General features: G+C 42.2%; 17 protein-coding genes. 8 read left to right on the top strand and 9 right to left on the bottom strand.

Annotated features, from left to right (window positions below):
- Positions 1-13: 13 nt before the first annotated feature.
- The gene (locus NHE_RS03325; protein ID WP_038559976.1) at positions 14-1,273 is read right to left on the bottom strand and encodes an MFS transporter; all 1,260 of its coding nucleotides are present in this window, start codon (positions 1,271-1,273) and stop codon (positions 14-16) included.
- Between the two features lie 324 nt (positions 1,274-1,597).
- Between NHE_RS03325 and lepB the strand changes: the two genes are divergently transcribed.
- The gene (gene lepB / locus NHE_RS03335; RefSeq protein ID WP_084473297.1) at positions 1,598-2,341 is read left to right on the top strand and encodes a signal peptidase I; all 744 of its coding nucleotides are present in this window, start codon (positions 1,598-1,600) and stop codon (positions 2,339-2,341) included.
- Between the two features lie 43 nt (positions 2,342-2,384).
- Here lepB and mtaB read toward each other — a convergent pair whose 3' ends face one another.
- Together mtaB and NHE_RS04370 are read right to left on the bottom strand one after the other, a co-directional pair.
- Positions 2,385-3,626: a tRNA (N(6)-L-threonylcarbamoyladenosine(37)-C(2))-methylthiotransferase MtaB gene (gene mtaB, locus NHE_RS03340; protein WP_038559980.1), complete on the bottom strand. Its 1,242-nt coding sequence runs from the start codon at positions 3,624-3,626 to the stop codon at positions 2,385-2,387.
- A 123-nt stretch (positions 3,627-3,749) separates the two neighbouring features.
- The gene (locus tag NHE_RS04370) at positions 3,750-3,917 is read right to left on the bottom strand and encodes a hypothetical protein (RefSeq protein WP_156927354.1); all 168 of its coding nucleotides are present in this window, start codon (positions 3,915-3,917) and stop codon (positions 3,750-3,752) included.
- Positions 3,918-3,952: 35 nt separating this feature from the next.
- Here NHE_RS04370 and NHE_RS03345 point away from each other — a divergent pair, with 35 nt between their 5' ends.
- The 3 genes from NHE_RS03345 (at position 3,953) to NHE_RS03355 (ending at position 6,753) form a co-directional block, all read left to right on the top strand.
- Entirely contained in the window at positions 3,953-5,254 is a 1,302-nt protein-coding gene (locus tag NHE_RS03345) for a hypothetical protein (protein WP_038559983.1), read from the top strand.
- Between the two features lie 5 nt (positions 5,255-5,259).
- Entirely contained in the window at positions 5,260-5,811 is a 552-nt protein-coding gene (locus NHE_RS03350; protein WP_038559985.1) for a hypothetical protein, read from the top strand.
- Positions 5,812-5,982: 171 nt separating this feature from the next.
- Entirely contained in the window at positions 5,983-6,753 is a 771-nt protein-coding gene (locus tag NHE_RS03355) for a hypothetical protein (protein ID WP_038559988.1), read from the top strand.
- Positions 6,754-6,777: 24 nt separating this feature from the next.
- Here the strand turns inward: NHE_RS03355 and hemH are convergent, their stop codons facing one another.
- The 4 genes from hemH to murC form a co-directional block, all read right to left on the bottom strand.
- The gene (hemH, locus tag NHE_RS03360) at positions 6,778-7,749 is read right to left on the bottom strand and encodes a ferrochelatase (protein ID WP_038559990.1); all 972 of its coding nucleotides are present in this window, start codon (positions 7,747-7,749) and stop codon (positions 6,778-6,780) included.
- Between the two features lie 48 nt (positions 7,750-7,797).
- A complete protein-coding gene (locus NHE_RS03365; protein WP_051579650.1) occupies positions 7,798-8,748 on the bottom strand; it encodes a hypothetical protein in 951 nt (316 codons plus the stop codon).
- Positions 8,749-8,891: 143 nt separating this feature from the next.
- Complete coding sequence (rpsT, locus tag NHE_RS03370) at positions 8,892-9,155, bottom strand: 30S ribosomal protein S20 (RefSeq protein ID WP_038559993.1); 264 nt, start codon at positions 9,153-9,155, stop codon at positions 8,892-8,894.
- A gap of 16 nt (positions 9,156-9,171) precedes the next feature.
- Positions 9,172-10,491 (bottom strand): UDP-N-acetylmuramate--L-alanine ligase, encoded by a 1,320-nt coding sequence (gene murC / locus NHE_RS03375; RefSeq protein WP_084473299.1) that lies wholly within the window; start codon positions 10,489-10,491, stop codon positions 9,172-9,174.
- Between the two features lie 38 nt (positions 10,492-10,529).
- Between murC and pyrF the strand changes: the two genes are divergently transcribed.
- The gene (pyrF, locus tag NHE_RS03380) at positions 10,530-11,246 is read left to right on the top strand and encodes an orotidine-5'-phosphate decarboxylase (RefSeq protein WP_038559999.1); all 717 of its coding nucleotides are present in this window, start codon (positions 10,530-10,532) and stop codon (positions 11,244-11,246) included.
- A 13-nt stretch (positions 11,247-11,259) separates the two neighbouring features.
- Here pyrF and NHE_RS03385 read toward each other — a convergent pair whose 3' ends face one another.
- A complete protein-coding gene (locus tag NHE_RS03385) occupies positions 11,260-11,937 on the bottom strand; it encodes a TerC family protein (RefSeq protein ID WP_038560001.1) in 678 nt (225 codons plus the stop codon).
- Between the two features lie 620 nt (positions 11,938-12,557).
- On the opposite strand from NHE_RS03385, the gene NHE_RS03390 reads away from it, so the two are divergent.
- From NHE_RS03390 to NHE_RS03400, 3 genes are all read left to right on the top strand, one after another.
- Entirely contained in the window at positions 12,558-14,072 is a 1,515-nt protein-coding gene (locus NHE_RS03390; protein WP_038560004.1) for an acyl-CoA carboxylase subunit beta, read from the top strand.
- A 156-nt stretch (positions 14,073-14,228) separates the two neighbouring features.
- Complete coding sequence (locus tag NHE_RS03395; RefSeq protein WP_051579652.1) at positions 14,229-14,738, top strand: hypothetical protein; 510 nt, start codon at positions 14,229-14,231, stop codon at positions 14,736-14,738.
- A gap of 191 nt (positions 14,739-14,929) precedes the next feature.
- Positions 14,930-16,207 carry a TolC family protein gene (locus NHE_RS03400; RefSeq protein ID WP_038560006.1) on the top strand — a complete coding sequence of 426 codons (1,278 nt, stop codon included), beginning with the start codon at positions 14,930-14,932 and terminating at the stop codon, positions 16,205-16,207.
- Between the two features lie 94 nt (positions 16,208-16,301).
- On the opposite strand, the gene ispG is transcribed toward NHE_RS03400, so the two are convergent.
- Positions 16,302-17,567, bottom strand: a complete 1,266-nt coding sequence (gene ispG / locus NHE_RS03405) for a flavodoxin-dependent (E)-4-hydroxy-3-methylbut-2-enyl-diphosphate synthase (protein ID WP_038560009.1) — start codon at positions 17,565-17,567, stop codon at positions 16,302-16,304.
- Positions 17,568-17,573: the final 6 nt, after the last annotated feature.

Here is a 17,573-nt window from a genome sequence, read left to right on the forward strand (position 1 = left end):
GATCGATTCCATCCTAGAACTGTTCAAATTTTTCAACTGGTTTGTAGAAACATAACGAAAACAAGGTCACCAAACCAACGATAATCAGTGGTATGGCACCCGCGGAACTCGTACCACTCGCACTTATCAGCAGGACCGCAAAAGCCGGAGCCATACCTCCAAAAAGAGCACTTGAAATATTCCTCGACAGCGCCAAGCCAGTGTATGAAACCTCCACAGGGAGTATTTCATAGACAGCTGTACTCACAGGACCCAAGGAGAGACCTACTATCAACACAAAAAGAGTTTTTGCAATAATGATGCAAGGAAAAAGTCCACTTTCCATCAACAGGAAAATCGGATACGCGAAAATAATCGATGAAACTGCAGCAATCAAAAGCATCAATTTTCTTCCGAAAAAATCCGAGAATAATGCTGCGAGTAAAGTGAAAATCCCTAACAACCCAAGAAACAGCAAATGTATCAGCTCAAACGTGATATCCGAGAAGCCCATTTTAGTAGTGAAGTAGACGTTCAGAAACACAAGAAAAAGATAAAGACTAGTTTCCTCTAAACTATCTATTCCAATTGCGACAAACAGGGCCTTTTTGTACTTCCTGAACAAAGTAGCTAATGGTAGAGAAACGGTCTTTTTCGAATTCTCAAAGACAGGAGTTTCACCTGAGCAAGCTCTGAAAATCGAACCTATAATCCCAATCGCTGTTCCGGCAATGAAGGGGATCCTCCAACCCCAGATTAAGAACTCTTCCTGAGATATGAGAGCATTACATATGAGTACAACAACACTACTCATTGCAGCACCTATAATCGCACTGAGAACTTCGAAGCTTCCGAAAAACCCTCTGTACTTTGGAGGACTACACTCTATCAAGAAGAGTACGTTACCCACCTCTCCTCCAAGCGCAAAACCCTGAAGCATCCTAACTAGGACAAGCATAATGACAGCACTTATTCCAGCAGTGTGATACGTAGGCAAAATTGCAAGTAATGCCACAGGGACGAACATCATTATTATTGAAAGCAACACACCGATTCTTCGGCCATATTTATCACCTACATGCCCAAAGAAAATTGCCCCTACCGGCCGCATGAGAAAACCAACCGCAAAAGTCCCAAAGGAAGAAATAAGTTGCAGTCTCGGATCACTGCTCGGAAAAAATAAAAGATTGATAGTACCAATAAGGTGTCCATATAACGCATACTCATACCAGACAAGGCTATTACACAGTAAAGTCGTGATGACAGTCTTTATGAATTCGGACTTCTTGAACATGCTCTTCCAGTTAGTTTATGGATCGGTTTTCAATGAGCTCACTAATGGGATCTCTAAAGGACCATACAGTACAGCACTGAGCGCACTTATCGAGTATTCCACTGCAACCACCCAGGATACATCAGAAGCAGTTTTATGTCCACCCAGAAATAATTTTGGCAGTCACACGGAAAAAACGCTACCATGTACCAACTCAATTTCCGCGCTATTTGAACGGATCGCGATACCTATCTCAACGGAAATTAAGTGTAAAAACTATCAAATCAAGCAATTCTTCATTACAATTATCATCTCCACTGATACCAATTCTGTTGTGACTTCACGATGCAATACCTATCAAGTACGCTGAACACGCTTAAAAATATCCATAAAAATAAGACTCTATGGGTGATAATAGGCCTCATTTTGTTTCGCAGCGTGCTGTATGAACCATTCATAATCCCATCCGGGTCAATGAAGAGTACATTACTTGTCGGCGACTACATTGTGACCTCAAAATATGCATATGGATATAGCCGGTATTCTTTTCCCTTTGCACCCTCGTTCATAAAGGGGAATCCAAGAATCTTCTATGATTCCCCAAAACGCGGCGACATTGTAGTCTTCAGGAACCCACATAAGGCGAGTACAAACTACATCAAGAGAGTCATTGGCTTACCTGGGGATAGGATTCAACTAATAAATGGAGATACCTACATAAACGGAGAACCCTTAAAAAGGGAAGAAGGTCCAATCTTTGTGGATTCCGACTCATCAGAAATACGAAGTTTCATAGAGACTTTAGACAATAAACGTTCCTACTCAATACTACAGGAAACCGCTGAAGGTCCAACCAACAATACAGGAGTCTATTATGTTCCGCGGAATCATTTCTTCGTCATGGGTGATAATCGAGATAACTCAACGGATAGTAGATTCCTTTCAGCTGTAGGCTTCATTCCGGCGGAATACCTGGTGGGAAGAGCAGAACGTGTTCTTCTCTCATTTGGAAGATCAAAGAGCAATCTAATTCCATTCAGGCTCCGCATTGAAAGAAGCTGGAAATCGCTACGCCCACTGGAGTCCTGACCTACAGCTACAGCGTCCGTTCTTGAAGTCGCCGGTCTCAGGCCTATATAATCTGGCCAATTAGCATATCTGAATTGCAACTATTTATCCTTACTTTTAAAGTACTTGGACCTTCGACTGCATGATCCAACTTGACCACAGAGAAATTTTCGCTTCTCCCGATATTATCCCTTTCCAGGACGACATTATGTACCTGCCCTATCTGGGCTTCATAAAATTCCCGCAATTTTTTTTTGCCTAATTCTATGAGTTGCTTTGCGCGTCTCTTTCGGATCGATTCATCAACCTGGGGCATTAATGCAGCTTTCGTTCCCTTCTTCGGTGAAAAAGGGAAAACATGTAAATACGGAATAGCAAGTTCTTCGATCAGTCGATAAGTATTCAGAAACATTTCTTCAGTTTCAGTTGGGAAGCCAGCAATGATATCCGCCCCGAAAGCAGTGACTGAACGCAACGAAGAAACTCTTGAATAAAAATCCCTAATCTGTTTGAGATTATGTCTTCTTTTCATTCTTTTTAGGATCATCTCATCGCCGGACTGTAGACTGAGATGAATATGTGGCATAAGACGGGGTTCACTGACGAATAATCCAATGAACTCATCATCCAGTTCTGCGACATCCACTGATGAAAGCCGTAACCTTGGTAACTCCGGGACATTATCCAGAATTGCCCTTATTAGATAACTTAATGATGGTTTCCCGAAAAGGTCCTTACCATAATCCGTGATATCTACCCCTGTAAGTACTACTTCCAAGACACCTGCTTCCGCCATTTCGCGGACCTCTGCAATAAGTACTTCAACTGGCACTGAACGATTTTTCCCTCTTGCAAGCGTAATAGCACAGAAAGTACAATCATGATCGCAACCATTTTGTATTTCTAAAAAACTCCTAGTCCGTCCTGACAAAATTGGGGATACAGCTTTACGCCGAGAGATATCCTTATCCACAGCTGAAATATCCCCTACTAAAATTCGCTTTTCAGATTTGTAATTCTCGAGCTGTAGCTTCTCTATGTTACCTAGAACCTTAAAAACACCTGGAATAGCAAGATAGCCCTCTGGATCAAGCTGGACTCCGCAACCCACGACTATGATCTTTTTATTCGGATCTTCTCTGTGACATCTTCTTATTCTTTGTTTGACCTGACGCTCAGCTTCATTCGTGACAGCACAAGTGTTAATCACAATGATCTCTTCTCCGTTATTGGAACTTAAAAAATCCTTAATTAGATCGCTTTCATAGAAGTTCAGCCTACACCCGAACGTAATGACTTTAGTCATAGTGGCAACAGCTTAGGAGAATTTGATGGGATCACGTGTAGAGTATCATCTTTATCTGGATAAAAAACAATCTCGAGATATCTTACTTCCTTAATGTTATGTTCCTTTGTGCGCAATGAAATCTCACAGTCCGTTCAGGCTACTCGCCTTAATTCCTAAGACACCAGCTTCATTGAAGATCTCTGCGAAACCATTATATATCGCCACCACAATAGAGATAAGATTATGCACCACACCGGGACACCGTACACCCTGAACCATTTGTTTACTCTTTAGTATTATCGTGTTCATTTAGAGGCTAGGAAAATCAAAGGTTGCCCACGGCTATGTTAGATAAGGTAATAATATATATCTCAGGCAAAGAAATTACCTTATTCGAAGTAGCTAACGATCACAGTAATATCGTCTCATCCAAGACCATAGACCTGGAACAACTCGCAGAACTTATAAATCTCAATAATGCATCGAGCTACATCTTATTGGACCCTTCCAGAGTACAGCAGAGATATTTCACTAAAGACTTTCCATTTATTTCCTATATAAACATAAATGCTCTGTTGCAAAAGACCATACTCGAAGAAAAATGCGGACACTATCCTTTATGTGAGTACTTCCCGATTAGTAGGAGCGCTAATAGACTATGCTATTCTTTTGTCTGCTCCGAGATAGAACCGGAGATCGAGAGATTCATATCGAGGACTGGAAGAAACTTCAAAGGTATCTTTTTCCCATTTGTGGAGATCCGACAAATATCGAAGAAGTTATTCAATTCCCACAACAGATTACAGAAAAACAACGCGATCCTTGTTTATAGCGCACCACATAGTCTTACAGTAATTTATCTAAGCAAAGAACATGTCCCCCTGGATATGAAGGGTATAGTCCTAGAACAAAACACCCCAACTTCGATAGCAGGGGAAATTCTACAGAAAATCGAGGAATTATCATTAATTACGAGCAACAACATTGTCGTAATTGCAACTAAAACGATAAACCAGATCATCAAGACTGAAGAAAAACTCGCAGATATCTTCCTTCTTACGCCCTACGAAGCCGCTATCCTGCTCAAGATTGAAAATTTCTTCAAAGAAGACGAAGATAGAGGCGAATTACTTTTCGCGAGAAATATATTACTGAATAAATTAAAATATAGGACACTGCCAAGGAAGTACGCTAAGCTGGAAAAACAGTATTCTAGGGAAAAAACTGAGACCTTGGTAAGTGTGATAATGTTCCTGTTATCAGTATTTAGTATTTTCTTCTGTGAGATAAAACTCAACAGTTACACAATGGAGAGCAATGCGATTTCAAAGGAATTGGGCTACCTAGACATCGTTTCTGCTGGATTAAAAGAGGACCTAAATAACTACGATACTCAATCCCAGGAGAAAATAAAGCTATATAAGTTGTTCCAGAGTCCAAACAAATCCCCGACGGACTATTTGTTGAGACTCGAAAATCAGGTTGTGGTAACAGGTCTCCAGGTCGAGTACAGCGACAACGGAGTATCACTCTCTGTGGACGGTACTCCACAAGTTGATGAAGCGTCAATGATGAGGGAAATAAAGAAATACTACGCAAATCACCGTTTCATATTGAACGGACAGGTTGTCACGCTGGGAGCTTAGAAACGATGGCAAAGCATTATCTGAAACATATAGTGTTACTCTCCTCGATTCTCCTTTTGTGCTTTGTCGTATTCCACTATACCAATCAGTTTAAGGAAACAATTACGCTTCTTAAAATCAATCAGTGGGAGGTCAGTAAACAACGCTCGGATATTGATAAAATGAAAGCTGAGATCAAAAAGCTAATCACAGAGGATTCACTTGCGACACAGGTTATTTTTTCGAATAGTGTTGAGAACCTTACTCTTCTCTTTGAACTAATAAGGGACGATTATGAACTAGAAAACTACAACTTCCAAATCGAGAATTCGGAGAAAATAGAAGCATTAAGAGGTTCTGCATTCTATGATGTGATTGTAACCCAGGTATCCCTCTCTTTTTCAGTTGACTCCAAAATGAAATTCTACATGTTCCTGGATGAATTAGTTGAAAAAATTCCTGGGCACGTGTATGTCAAGTCCATTACCTTCGCCACAAAGGAAAGGGAACTATACACTGTATTAAAATTGGAAATTTATACCCTCAAAATGAAACATCTGGATAGTCCAGGTTATTAGTACATCTACTGGGCAGAAAGATTTACTTTGGAGTAACTGATCGGGTATAATTCCAATGGAATCTCTTGTTAATCTCAGGATTCTCCTCACTTGGAAACATGATTGTCAGTTTCTCTATTTCTGCTTATCTGTAACGCTTCCTAGGTCTCGGGCCTACCCCTATCAAGAAACATGAATCTTAAAGTAAATTTTAAAGCTCGAGATATTGTTGTAACTAATGGAGATATCTCCGAGCAGATTCTGCACAAAGCGGTAGGATATGTCAGCCCTCGATATCTCACGATCAATAGATACAAATCCAGTAGTGCATCTATAGAGATACGCGCACCTGATATGTCACCGTTACTGCGATGTACCCTTTCCTACACACTAGCGCCCGACAGACGTACATTTTCCTCAGACATCACGCTTACTGCATCAGAGTATCTCTCGCATTGGATACTAGCAAAGATTACTTCAAGTACCAGCAAGGATGAGAGTCCTGACCTGACTCACTTAAAGAAACGGTACATACTCGCCGCTAAAAACCTTCAGGGTTTGAAACACAAGTTGCGCCTATCAAGGATTTGTACTGCTGTATTTTTCTTCTACAGTGCTATCAGCATCATTGCAACTGCGGCTACTTTTATCACTCACAATGTACATGCCAAAAAGTATGGGCAACCACTATTTACCTCTCTGTCAATAGCATTCATAGCAGTATTCGTTGCATTTCTTATCTCCATCCCATGTTTTAAAGAAGAGATAGGAGGCGCTAAGGCAGAATACAACAGTGTATTAAAGTCACTACTTACTGAAATAAAACTATCAAAAGAACTTCTGGTTGAAAAATGTAATCAGTACATAGCGTCCACTAAGGAGCTAAACATCCCGCTTATAAGACTACAGGAAACTCAAATAGATGGCGTAGCAAACGAAGAAGAGCGCTTATCATTAAGATGATAAAGTACTAAGAGCATCCCACACTTACGTTCTGGAGCTGTATCTGCGGAAGCACTGTTTACACCCTATTGGACACGTAGCACCCTGTGAGGGTTCACTACAGAGCTGGGCCAAACACTCCACAAACTTCGCATGCACAGACAACGCAGGGACCCTAAAAAAGTGTTCAGCTAGTACCGAATACTCCAGATCTAATTCTACTAGTGTCTCAGAATGTTCTGAGACGAATGCAATAGGAACAACCACCAATGACCGATTAGAGTATTTTTTGATCACGGTAATGGTATCAGGCTCTAGCCACTTTCGTCCGCCGACTTTACTTTGGTAACAAATTTCCCAATCCAGCTCCTTTATTCCGATGCGCGAAACTATCCTCTCAACACAAGATTCAATCTGGAACTGATACGGATCCCCTTCCTCTACCATCTTCAGCGGGAGACCATGTGCAGAGAATAGAATCACAGGTTTTCCGAAATCGAGTGCAACATTGTAATAGCTGAGAATCATTTCGACATGCGCCTCAATGAAGAGCGGATGAGAATAATAGCAACACACTACCCTAGTCGGAACACGAAGAAGATCCAAGCATTGCTCTATAGAGGAGAGCGAGGTAGCACTGGAAAACTGAGGATAAAGAGGCAAAAGAATCACTTCAGAGAACTCACCACTATTCAGTCTCGGTATACTCTCATGAATGAAAGGGTGCCAATACCTCATGGCGACAAAAACCTCGTAACCACCGCCAAGAACCTCACACAGAGCCGCAGCTTGCTTGCGGGTTTCCAGTAGTATGGGCGATTTACCGCCAAGTCGGCCATAGATAGAACGCGCCTCCGTGCATCTCTTATAGGAAATCCATCTGGCCAGCAGGTATCTGAAAGGATTAGGCAAGTCAAGAATCCTGCGATCATAAAAGAGATTGAAAAGAAAAGGCCCAACTGCCTCTATGGAATCTGGTCCACCGAGATTCAGCAAGACCACAGCTCTTTTTTGCATACGAGGACCTACGGACTCTCACAAAAGATACACGGGAGCCCTCCCATACTACGTAGATACCCCAGGACCAGGCGAAATCGGCGTAATATCTGCGCTGGCACTAGCTGTACTTGGGGCGCCATCAACAAAATTCGCAAAGGATTGGAATCCACTACCAGCCCTACCCCGAGCAGTAGAAGGTAAAAAGCACAACAGCGGCTGCAGAACCTGAAAAAAGTTGTGAGCCATCTGCTTTACTACATCCCTGGTTCCGGCAAATAGCTTTTGTTCCCGCTCGTTACTCTCTTCATTCTTCTGAGGAAAGCACATAGCAACACAATCAAAGAGGAAGATAAGGGGCAACTCAAGAATGTTCAGCGCAAGAAGTATTAGGAAAAAAGGGAGAACAGTAAGCGCACAGAAAAAATGAAAGGCAAATGATGAAACACAACCTCCTCCGCTACTTGCACCTTCCTGAGGAGAAGTAGAAGATTCCTCTTGCTTTTCAGGGCACCACTGATCGAACGAGAAGCAGCGCCAGTTTACAAACTTTTGAAGTGAATTCCTTGCGCCTGGACAACCAGGAATCTTAAAATGGACAGCGTAATTCCCGCTTCTCTTATAGGCGCTCTCGTGATCGTAGTCATCACAACAGTCCAGACGCTTCCCAGTGATCCTCAACAATGCACAAATAGACATCATCAAGACCATACACGTAAAGAGCGCAATGATCATTCTTAGAGTCTTACTCTCTTTCAAGCCTGGAATAAAGTTAAAAATATACTCGGATAGAAGAGGGCAAATAAGCCCCATACATATGACTGTCTCCAGTGCCGGGACGATATTATTATATATCCCATATAATCCCTCGCGTTTTTTTCTCGCACCTTCTGTGTAGCCACCCTTCTCCAAGAGAGTGCCATTAACTGCAACTAGAGACCCAATAATAAAATTATCGAACCCTTTGAATCCGCATAGAATGGACTTCTGAATGAGTCTGATGTCAAGCCTACGAGCCATAACGAAAATATTCCAAAAACAAATGCAATAATAGAACAGAACTTCACTTTAATACAATACCTAAATTGTTACTTACGAATGTAAACACACAGTTGAACATTTCAGGAACAGCGCCAATAGACACAGAAATCCAGCACGTGGGCTCAGCCCATGGTCTTGATATGCTTTGACAATCTACTTATGATTCTCGCTGCCTTATTTTTATGAAGAACCCTCTTCGTGACACCTCTATGGACCTCAGGTTGAGCGACCCTCAGCGCCTCGACTGCAACATCTTTGGTACCGGTAGCAATTGCTTCCCTCACTTTCTTAATGAAGGTCTTTATCCGGCTCATTCTCATTTTATTAATTAAGGTCCGCTTTTGCGTTTTGCGTACCATTTTTTTTGCACTAGCAGTATTCGGCATATTTTGTACTACTTTCTCACTTTAAGACTTCAAAAGAATCGACAATACGGCAGGCCAGTTTGTTGACATCCCCCGCACCCATGAAAACAATTATGGCACCTTTTGTGTTTATTTCAACGATCCTATCATAAGTTTCTTTATCATTCTTCGCGTGGAAGACCTTCGTTGCACCTTGCTCCCTGGCGCTGCAGCACAGCTGCTCTGAATCATAACCATTTGGTTTTTCTCCGGCGGGATAGATATCCAAGAAGATCAGGGCATTGACCTTTCTCCAGAGACTAGAATACCGCTCGAAAAACTTAGCGACTCTGCTATATCTGTGGGGCTGTACCACCAAAATCAGCTTTCCCATATGTGACAGCGCATCAGCAGTTGATAGAATCTCATCTGGATGATGGGCGTAGTCAGTGAAAACCTTGGAACCTAAAAGTTCCCCGATAAATGTCATTCTCCTGAAGACTCCGCCATAATTCTCCAGAGAGTCTTTTATTACTTCCACGCCAACACCGCAGGAGTATGTACATGCAATCGCAGCCATTGCATTTTTGACATTAAAGAGTCCCAATGCATTCAAAAGAAAATCATGATACTCATCCAGCTTATATCGGAAACGCATTTTCAATCCTTCAGGTTCGACCATGGCAATCCTGGAAGCATTACTCTCAAGATCATAATCATAGCGGAAGCCCTCAACAGAGAAAAAACACTTCAAATTCGGAATGATCGCTTTTGTATTACTAATGAATCTGAGAAATTTTTTTTCCAAGTTCCAGACGTCTTGATGGTATTCCATGTGATCGTCACCTATGTTGGTCACTACGGCAAAATCTCTAGGAAGAAGGGAAAATGTATCATCCGATTCATCACCTTCAACTACATAAAGACTGCTCTTACCTAATCGCACATTATTCCCGAACCTTTGCATTACTCCGCCACAGATAATAGTCGGATCTTTTCCAGCATCAGTGAGAATCTCGCCTATCATGGCAGTAGTCGTTGTCTTTCCGTGACAGCCCGAAACAACTATGACCTCCTTATCTTGCAGCAGGAATTTTAGGATTTCCCAGCGTCTAAGAAGAGGCTTCCCAAGAAGCCTGGCATACTGAAGTTCTGGATGATCTTCAGGGACAGCGTTGGAATATATTATAAAATCAGCATCTCCAATATAAGACAGACCATGCACCACTCTTATTCCAGCTCTAGCAAGTAGATGTGCCGTATCCCCAGGATCCGCATCTGATCCTTGAACTGTATAACCCTGGTTCTTCAGCGCTTGTGCTATACCAGACATCCCTATGCCGCATATTCCGATTATATGCAAAACTCCAGATATCATGCTATGTATTACGTTGAGTTCGCGATAGCATTAAAGTAGTGAAACCAAAAATAGTCTGCGCTATAGATAATCCCGATTTTGGGTATTCATATTCGCTGGTAGCCAGTATATCCGATCACATTCATGTTGTAAAACTAGGATCCGAGTTCTTTTCCTCATGCGGCATTTCAGGTGTGGAGAAGATTGCTTCCATTGGTTTGCCTATATTCCTGGATCTGAAACTCCATGATATTCCGAACACTGTATCGAAGACAATCGAGGTGATCAGGAAAATTCGTGGTATTAAGTTCCTGACTGTCCACATCACTGGTGGGAAGGAGATGATTCTAGCAGCTAGACGTGCCCTTGTTAATACGAAAATCTGCCTATTGGGTGTATCGGCCCTGACAAGTCTCTCACAGGAGGATTTGATCAGTAACAGAATCAGAGAACCACTACCTGAATACGTGAAAAATCTATCACTATTCGGAAAAAACTGTGGCTTGGATGGTGTAATCTGTTCTGTACAGGAATCCCTTTTGGTAAGACAAGCCTGCGGAAAAGATTTCATCATTGTTGCGCCTGGAATTTCCAGCTCCTCTTTAAGTGATCAGAAAAGGGTCGTAGACATCTTCAATTTACCGGTAAACGAAGCTGATTACGTAGTCATAGGACGAGCCATCACACAAGCTCCTTGCCCATTAGACGTGGCTAGAAGAATAATGCTTGCATTAAAAACTGAGCGAAGAGACCTCACTAAGGAGGAATCTCAATAGCAGATCTGACCATCTATTTGTCGGATAGCGATATAGACTTCCTCGCGATATTGCACAGTTGCACAATCAACGAAAATCCGAATGCAAAATATAGATAGTTCTTATTGATCTCAATGTGGATCCCATCAAAGAGAAGCACAATCCCTATGGATGTAATGAATACCAAAGCAAGCGTTTTCAATTCAGGGAACAAAGTGATCCACTTCGAAACCACATCGGATGCAACTCCCATGAAAACTATAGTCACGCTAAAGGCCAATGCTATGAGGAGCATGTTCTGTGTTATCGCAAGCGCCGTCAGAAGAGAGTCAATTGAGAAGACAAGGTCTATAAAGGCAATGTATAGCACAGCTGAGAGTTTGCTATATACCTTGAATTCATTGTTAATCTTCGGTTTGGCGTCATGAATAATTTCACTCAGTCCTTTGAATGAAAGAAACAGTCCACCGATAATGAAAATGACGTCCTGTATTGACAGTGCATAGAAAACAGGTTGTTTGAGCTTCAAAAGAGTCGAAACGGAGAAAAGTGCAACTAGACGGAAGAAAAGCGCAAGTCCGAGACCGAAGTACCGTATACCACTGTTTTCATGGAGTCTGCTAGTAACAACGGAAATAAAGATGATATTGTCTATACCCAGAACGATTTCCAAGAACAATAAGATACAAAAAGCACTAAAGTAATCAAGCATATCGTCCTGAGAGCGCTATAATGGAGGAGTAGCACCAAGAATCACAACAACCCCACCCAGAACACGACACTATAGGAAAATCAACAAACACACACTGGAAGAACATACAGAAAAGATTAATTAAATCAACAGGACCACTTAATCTTTTCCTAGTCCGACACATCTGATCGACCAGTGACTCATCTTCTATCCAAAAAGGTGATTTATTGCGATCAAGATACCGAAAAAGGCGGAAGAGCCTTTATATAATATTGTATCAAATTTCATTTAAGCTCCCTAAGAAATCGACTTCCTTTTATCTCTAAAAAGTACTACCCAGCAGAACGCCTGTCCGGATTAAGTAACTCTGCAGCACTCCACTCGATTACTTTTCGAGAGTAACGCAGCAATTCAAAAAAAGCTATACTCATACGATAAAAATGCTAGATTTCTACAAGATAATACAAATAGTGCAAGCTTTAGTAGCAGTTTTATTCAATTTACAAGCATTTAAAATGGAATATCACAATCTGGGGAAGTTATTGTATTAATCTTAATGATATTCATTGTGATATTTGACCTTTTTCTTGACCTAGAACAGTATAAATAGTTATAATCCACTTGTTACTGGCGCTTCTCTCATGCGAAATTCTCTTCAAATTACTACGGACGTTTCCACTAAGGATACTAGCAGCACAAGAATCGCGAAAAATTCAAAGCTCAGCGCCAGTGAAAGATTGGAGATTCTCTTCGACAACGGCGAGTTTACCAGGATTGATGATCTAGTCCAGCATAGATGCATGAATTTTGGTTTGGAAAAGAGAATCGTAGATGGTGATGGAGTGATAACAGGATATGGTTACATCAAAGGTAGGAAAGTCTTCGCGTATTCACAGGATTTCTCGGTACTTGGTGGTTCGCTGAGCGAGAAAAATGCCGGGAAAATCTGTAAAATCATGGATCTCGCTGCAAAGACGCGTAGTCCAATTATTGGAATAAATGATTCAGGTGGCGCAAGGATACAGGAAGGTGTGGATTCCCTAGCAGGCTACGGTGAGATCTTTAGGCGTAATGTTCAGCTTTCTGGTGTTGTTCCTCAGCTCTCGCTAATCATGGGGCCTTGCGCTGGTGGCGCAGTCTATTCCCCCGCACTCACGGACTTTATTTTCATGGTGAAAAATACGAGTTATATGTTCGTCACCGGCCCTAAGGTTGTGAAAACCGTGCTTAGAGAGGATTTAACTCAAGATGAATTGGGTGGCACCGATGTGCATACAAAGAAATCGGGTGTATGCGATAAAGCATTCGCAAATGATGCAGAGCTCCTCATTTCTGTCAGGGACTTCATAGATTTCCTTCCACAGAACAATTGTGAACCTTCACGTAAGAATAGCTGTAATGATCCCGTCGATAGGCAGACCGAGTGGCTAAACTACTCGAAGCCGATGGTATCAAATCTGCCATATGACATGAAGGGTATCATCGGTGCACTAGTGGACGATGGCTACTTCTTTGAATTAGGATCAGAATTTGCTAAGAATATCCTCACTGGGTTTGCAAGGATCGGCGGAATGAATATAGGAATCGTAGCAAATCAGCCTTTAGTCTTGGCTGGTTGTCTGGATATAAATTCATCAAGAAAAGCGGGACGTTTTGTGCGGTTCTGCGATGCTTTTAACATCCCGATCCTCACGTTAGTTGATGTTCCCGGTTTCCTACCGGGTTCCGTACAAGAACAGAATGCTATTATCAAGCATGGGGCAAAACTCCTATATGCATACGCGGAGGCAACTGTCCCCAAGGTTACACTGATCGTGAAGAAAGCGTATGGTGGAGCCTACATAGTGATGGGCTCGAAACACCTCGCAAGTGATGTGAACCTCGCATGGCCAGAAGCAGAAGTCGCTGTCATGGGCCCAGAAGCCGCTGTGGAAATCATCTTTAAAAGAGAAATTTCCACGCCTGGAAGAGCAGCTGAACTGGCCTTAGAGTACAAAGCAAAATTTGCTAACCCTAAGGTCCCTGCATCTAGGGGTTACATAGACAGCATCATAACTCCTGCAGATAGCAGAAGAAAAATTATCGAAGCCTTCGAAATGCTTTCCGGTAAGGAGTCGACAACCCTCTGGAAAAAACATGATAACTTACCTATGTAGTTTTCTGTATAACCTTCAGTGGTGACTCGCAATTTGGAATTATCTCTTTTAGGTCGCGGCTTTGTGTTGCGAAGTCCAAGATGACTGTGCGAAATCGAAGTTATACTCTGGTTAGTTTTTTTGTGATAGGATCCTAAGAGACTTGCCGAATTTCCCATGCGTTTGATTCTTCTGTTATTCTACATATTTGCTACCGCTGGTCTTGCGAATGCCAATCCGATCCTTGAGTATTTTCTCACTATGAGCTATGTTGAGGGCGGTATGACTCCTTGTTCTGAGATTTCAAAACAATTACAAGACGAGGGGAAAAAGAGGCAACTTACTCAGGTACTTGCCTTGGCACTTGGTGCAATACAAAATTGCGGCACTTTTGCAAACGCTGATAAAGTTACAGAGGTCTTAGATGGAGCTGTTGCGTACTGCAACCTGCATCCTAATACTATTTTTAGCATGGCGCTAGTTAATGCGATAAAACCTGTGAATATTACTAGTTTTAGGTGTAGCGCCTCGACTGTTAGAGGGGATCCTGCACAAAGTAGTGATAAGGAAATAAGCTCAAAATCGCCCAAGCAAGCCGAGCGGAAAAAGAATGGAGCCCAAAAGCATTCAAGCAAAACATCCACACGAAAAAATGAAGACCATTCGAAGGTGATAATTATCGATTAGGAGCTATATGATTTATCGATGCAAGGTGTTGCAATGGAACGTTCAGGTTACCAATAGTTTTCAAATTCAAGTAAACCGATACTCGGATCATAGGCTGCAGATGCGCTAGTAAACTCGAATACTGTCGGATCTTTTTTGAAATATGGTAAGATAGGTGATACCATTAACCCTTGTTTCCGGCCTGTATCAGAATGCGTTTATTGACCTTGATATTTATTTTCGTTGCGGCGGATTTTGCATACCCCTATGACCTGAAGGATGCACTCCGGGATGCTCTCGCAAATAATGATGACATAGCAGTCATAAGTAGACAATCTGAGCTGTCATCCCTGCAGTCGAAAATAGCGCTTTCTGACTTGCTACCTACTGCAGCGTTGGGGCTGAGCTACGATCTTCATGGGGAACTCTGGTCACCTATTGGAATAGGAAGTCTAACAAACCCAGGAATCGGAATAGTAGTTAAACACAATCTTTCGAGTTTGATTGCCCCAACATCCAGGTTACTGATGGCTAAGCATGATCACTTGAGCGCCAAGTTTCTACACGCAGATGCGGTACATAAGATTCTATTACAGGTTATTGAGGCTTATTTGGGGGTGATCGAATCCGAAGAGACTCTTGCTCTATATAAAGAAAGTATTCGTGCTCTGGAGATGCATCTGGATGCCGTACATCGCGCACTGAAATTAGGAGAAAGTACAAAAGGGGAGCTTGCATATGCAAAAGCTAGACTTTCGTCAGCTAAGTCACAGTATCTCCGGGCTGAAAATAGCGCGGAAAAAAGCAAGGACTTCTTTTCATATCTTACAGGAAAGCGACATCTATCAGACAACCTTCAGGAGCCGTATTTCAATAGAAAATACATCCCTAATACCTTGAATGATGTGATGAAACTGGCTTTGGCTAATAATATGACACTGAAAGCTTCGAAAAGTTCCAGGGAATCAGCGAAGCTAAAAATTGCCGAAGCCATTGGAAACTGGATGCCTTCAGTCAGTGTAGAGACGAGCTTCCAATATGCTCCCTCAACTAGGGTTGTCGCAGATGGGGTACGGTATCTCTCCTCACAAACAGTGCTGAACATAGGTTTGCCACTATTCACTGGTGGTAAGAATAGCATCGTTGTAGCAATGGCATACGAGAATAAGGCTTTAAAGGAACATGAGTACAGTGCTAAAAATAAACTTCTTGAACAGGAAGTACGTGAAGCCTGGAATAATTATCGCAATTCTGAATCACTTGTCGCTGCCTCTCGTGACCTAGTTGATGCCCATGACATTGCTTTCAAAAGCATCAAACAGGAGGCACAGTTGAACTTGAAGAGCAACCTCAACGTTATAGATGCCGAGCTGGAACTGTTGAAGGCCAGGATCCAATTAAGACAGGCACAAAGTGGAAGAATAATCGCTTTCTATAAACTTTTCTTCATGCTCCATGGTGGTGATGCAATAAAGCTACTATTAGGCTGATCCAAAGATAGAGCCCCTGAATCTGGGATTGTTTCGGAAAAATGGAGATCGGACTAAGCATACAGATGGAGAGTATTGTAAAGTGGCGCAAAGATCAATGACCAGAAGTAGTGTATTTGTTTTGTATATACTCCATTATAATCTGTTTGGACTTCTCAAGAATGTTGTCACCTGTTAATTTCCTCGCTGGTTTGCCATCTATGAAGATAGCTGCGACTTTTTTCTCATTATATCCAGGCAAACTGATACCGATATTTGCATGTTTACCTTCACCTGGTCCGTTCACCACGCAACCCATGACAGCAAGTTTAAAATCCTCTACACCCCGGTATTTTTGTTTCCATTCGCTCAGATTGTCCATAATGTAAGCATTTAGATCGTAAGTAAGTCTCTGGAAATAATCCCCACTTGTTCTACCACAACCAGGACAAGACGTAATCTGCGGCGCAAATGCACGTAACCCCATCGATTGTAATATTGCTTGACAGGTTTCAACTTCAGTGACTCTGGACTCACCGGGCTTTTGGGTAAGAGAAGCGCGTATAGTATCTCCTATGCCATTATGCAGTAACACAGCGAGAGCGGCAGTCGTTTTTATTATTCCGGGATTGCCCATACCTGCTTCAGTCAACCCAAGATGCAGCGGATAATTAGAGAGTTCCGCCAATGACGAATAGACTGAGATTAAATCCTGGAAATTGCTAACCTTACACGAAATAACGATCTTATCGGATTTCAAACCCAATTCCTCGGCACGCTTGGCACTTATCAATGCTGATTGGACCAACGCACTCCGCAACACATCAGAATAGGATGCAGGTTTTTCCATTTTTGCATTGTCGTCCATGATTTTTTGTAGTAGGGACTGGTCCAAACTTCCCCAATTGACACCAATTCTGATTGGAAGATCATACTTACAAATTAATTCAATGACCTTGTCAAAATTTGCATCTCGCTTGGAACCAAAGCCTATATTGCCCGGATTAATTCTCATTTTCCCAAGGGACCTGATAGCCTCTGCTTGAGTCTCCAGAATTTGTTTAACCTCATACTGGCCACACCCGACTAAAGGAATGCTCTCAAAACCCGCCTTATCTAAGGCTTCCCTTATGTATGGAATCGCAGCTGCTGCCTTCTCACTATTGATTGCGATTCTGATTAGCTCGGAACCAGCCCTTGCTAGTGCCAACGCCTCTCTGGATTCATCTTCCGCGATTGCAAGTATGTTGTTAGGATCCACCCTAGTTCCAGATGTCATGGACTGCACAATAACTGGATTACCACCACCCATTTTCACGCCGGCCACATCAACGACGAGGGATTTCCTTTTTAATTTGCGCTGGAACATTTCCTCTAACATGTAGAA

This window comes from Neorickettsia helminthoeca str. Oregon (assembly GCF_000632985.1).
Classification (GTDB): domain Bacteria; phylum Pseudomonadota; class Alphaproteobacteria; order Rickettsiales; family Anaplasmataceae; genus Neorickettsia; species Neorickettsia helminthoeca.

What these genes read in the sequence shown, in the direction of transcription:
- lepB (WP_084473297.1), top strand. Translation starts at nt 1,598, where the DNA reads ATGCAATACCTATCAAGTACGCTGAACACGCTTAAAAATATCCATAAA.
- NHE_RS03350 (WP_038559985.1), top strand. Translation starts at nt 5,260, where the DNA reads ATGGCAAAGCATTATCTGAAACATATAGTGTTACTCTCCTCGATTCTC.
- NHE_RS03365 (WP_051579650.1), bottom strand. Translation starts at nt 8,748, where the DNA reads ATGGCTCGTAGGCTTGACATCAGACTCATTCAGAAGTCCATTCTATGC.
- NHE_RS03390 (WP_038560004.1), top strand. Translation starts at nt 12,558, where the DNA reads ATGCGAAATTCTCTTCAAATTACTACGGACGTTTCCACTAAGGATACT.
- NHE_RS04370 (WP_156927354.1), bottom strand. Translation starts at nt 3,917, where the DNA reads ATGAACACGATAATACTAAAGAGTAAACAAATGGTTCAGGGTGTACGG.
- NHE_RS03355 (WP_038559988.1), top strand. Translation starts at nt 5,983, where the DNA reads ATGAATCTTAAAGTAAATTTTAAAGCTCGAGATATTGTTGTAACTAAT.
- NHE_RS03400 (WP_038560006.1), top strand. Translation starts at nt 14,930, where the DNA reads ATGCGTTTATTGACCTTGATATTTATTTTCGTTGCGGCGGATTTTGCA.
- NHE_RS03345 (WP_038559983.1), top strand. Translation starts at nt 3,953, where the DNA reads ATGTTAGATAAGGTAATAATATATATCTCAGGCAAAGAAATTACCTTA.
- mtaB (WP_038559980.1), bottom strand. Translation starts at nt 3,626, where the DNA reads ATGACTAAAGTCATTACGTTCGGGTGTAGGCTGAACTTCTATGAAAGC.
- rpsT (WP_038559993.1), bottom strand. Translation starts at nt 9,155, where the DNA reads ATGCCGAATACTGCTAGTGCAAAAAAAATGGTACGCAAAACGCAAAAG.
- murC (WP_084473299.1), bottom strand. Translation starts at nt 10,491, where the DNA reads ATGATATCTGGAGTTTTGCATATAATCGGAATATGCGGCATAGGGATG.
- ispG (WP_038560009.1), bottom strand. Translation starts at nt 17,567, where the DNA reads ATGTTAGAGGAAATGTTCCAGCGCAAATTAAAAAGGAAATCCCTCGTC.
- NHE_RS03325 (WP_038559976.1), bottom strand. Translation starts at nt 1,273, where the DNA reads ATGTTCAAGAAGTCCGAATTCATAAAGACTGTCATCACGACTTTACTG.
- NHE_RS03385 (WP_038560001.1), bottom strand. Translation starts at nt 11,937, where the DNA reads ATGCTTGATTACTTTAGTGCTTTTTGTATCTTATTGTTCTTGGAAATC.
- NHE_RS03395 (WP_051579652.1), top strand. Translation starts at nt 14,229, where the DNA reads ATGCGTTTGATTCTTCTGTTATTCTACATATTTGCTACCGCTGGTCTT.
- hemH (WP_038559990.1), bottom strand. Translation starts at nt 7,749, where the DNA reads ATGCAAAAAAGAGCTGTGGTCTTGCTGAATCTCGGTGGACCAGATTCC.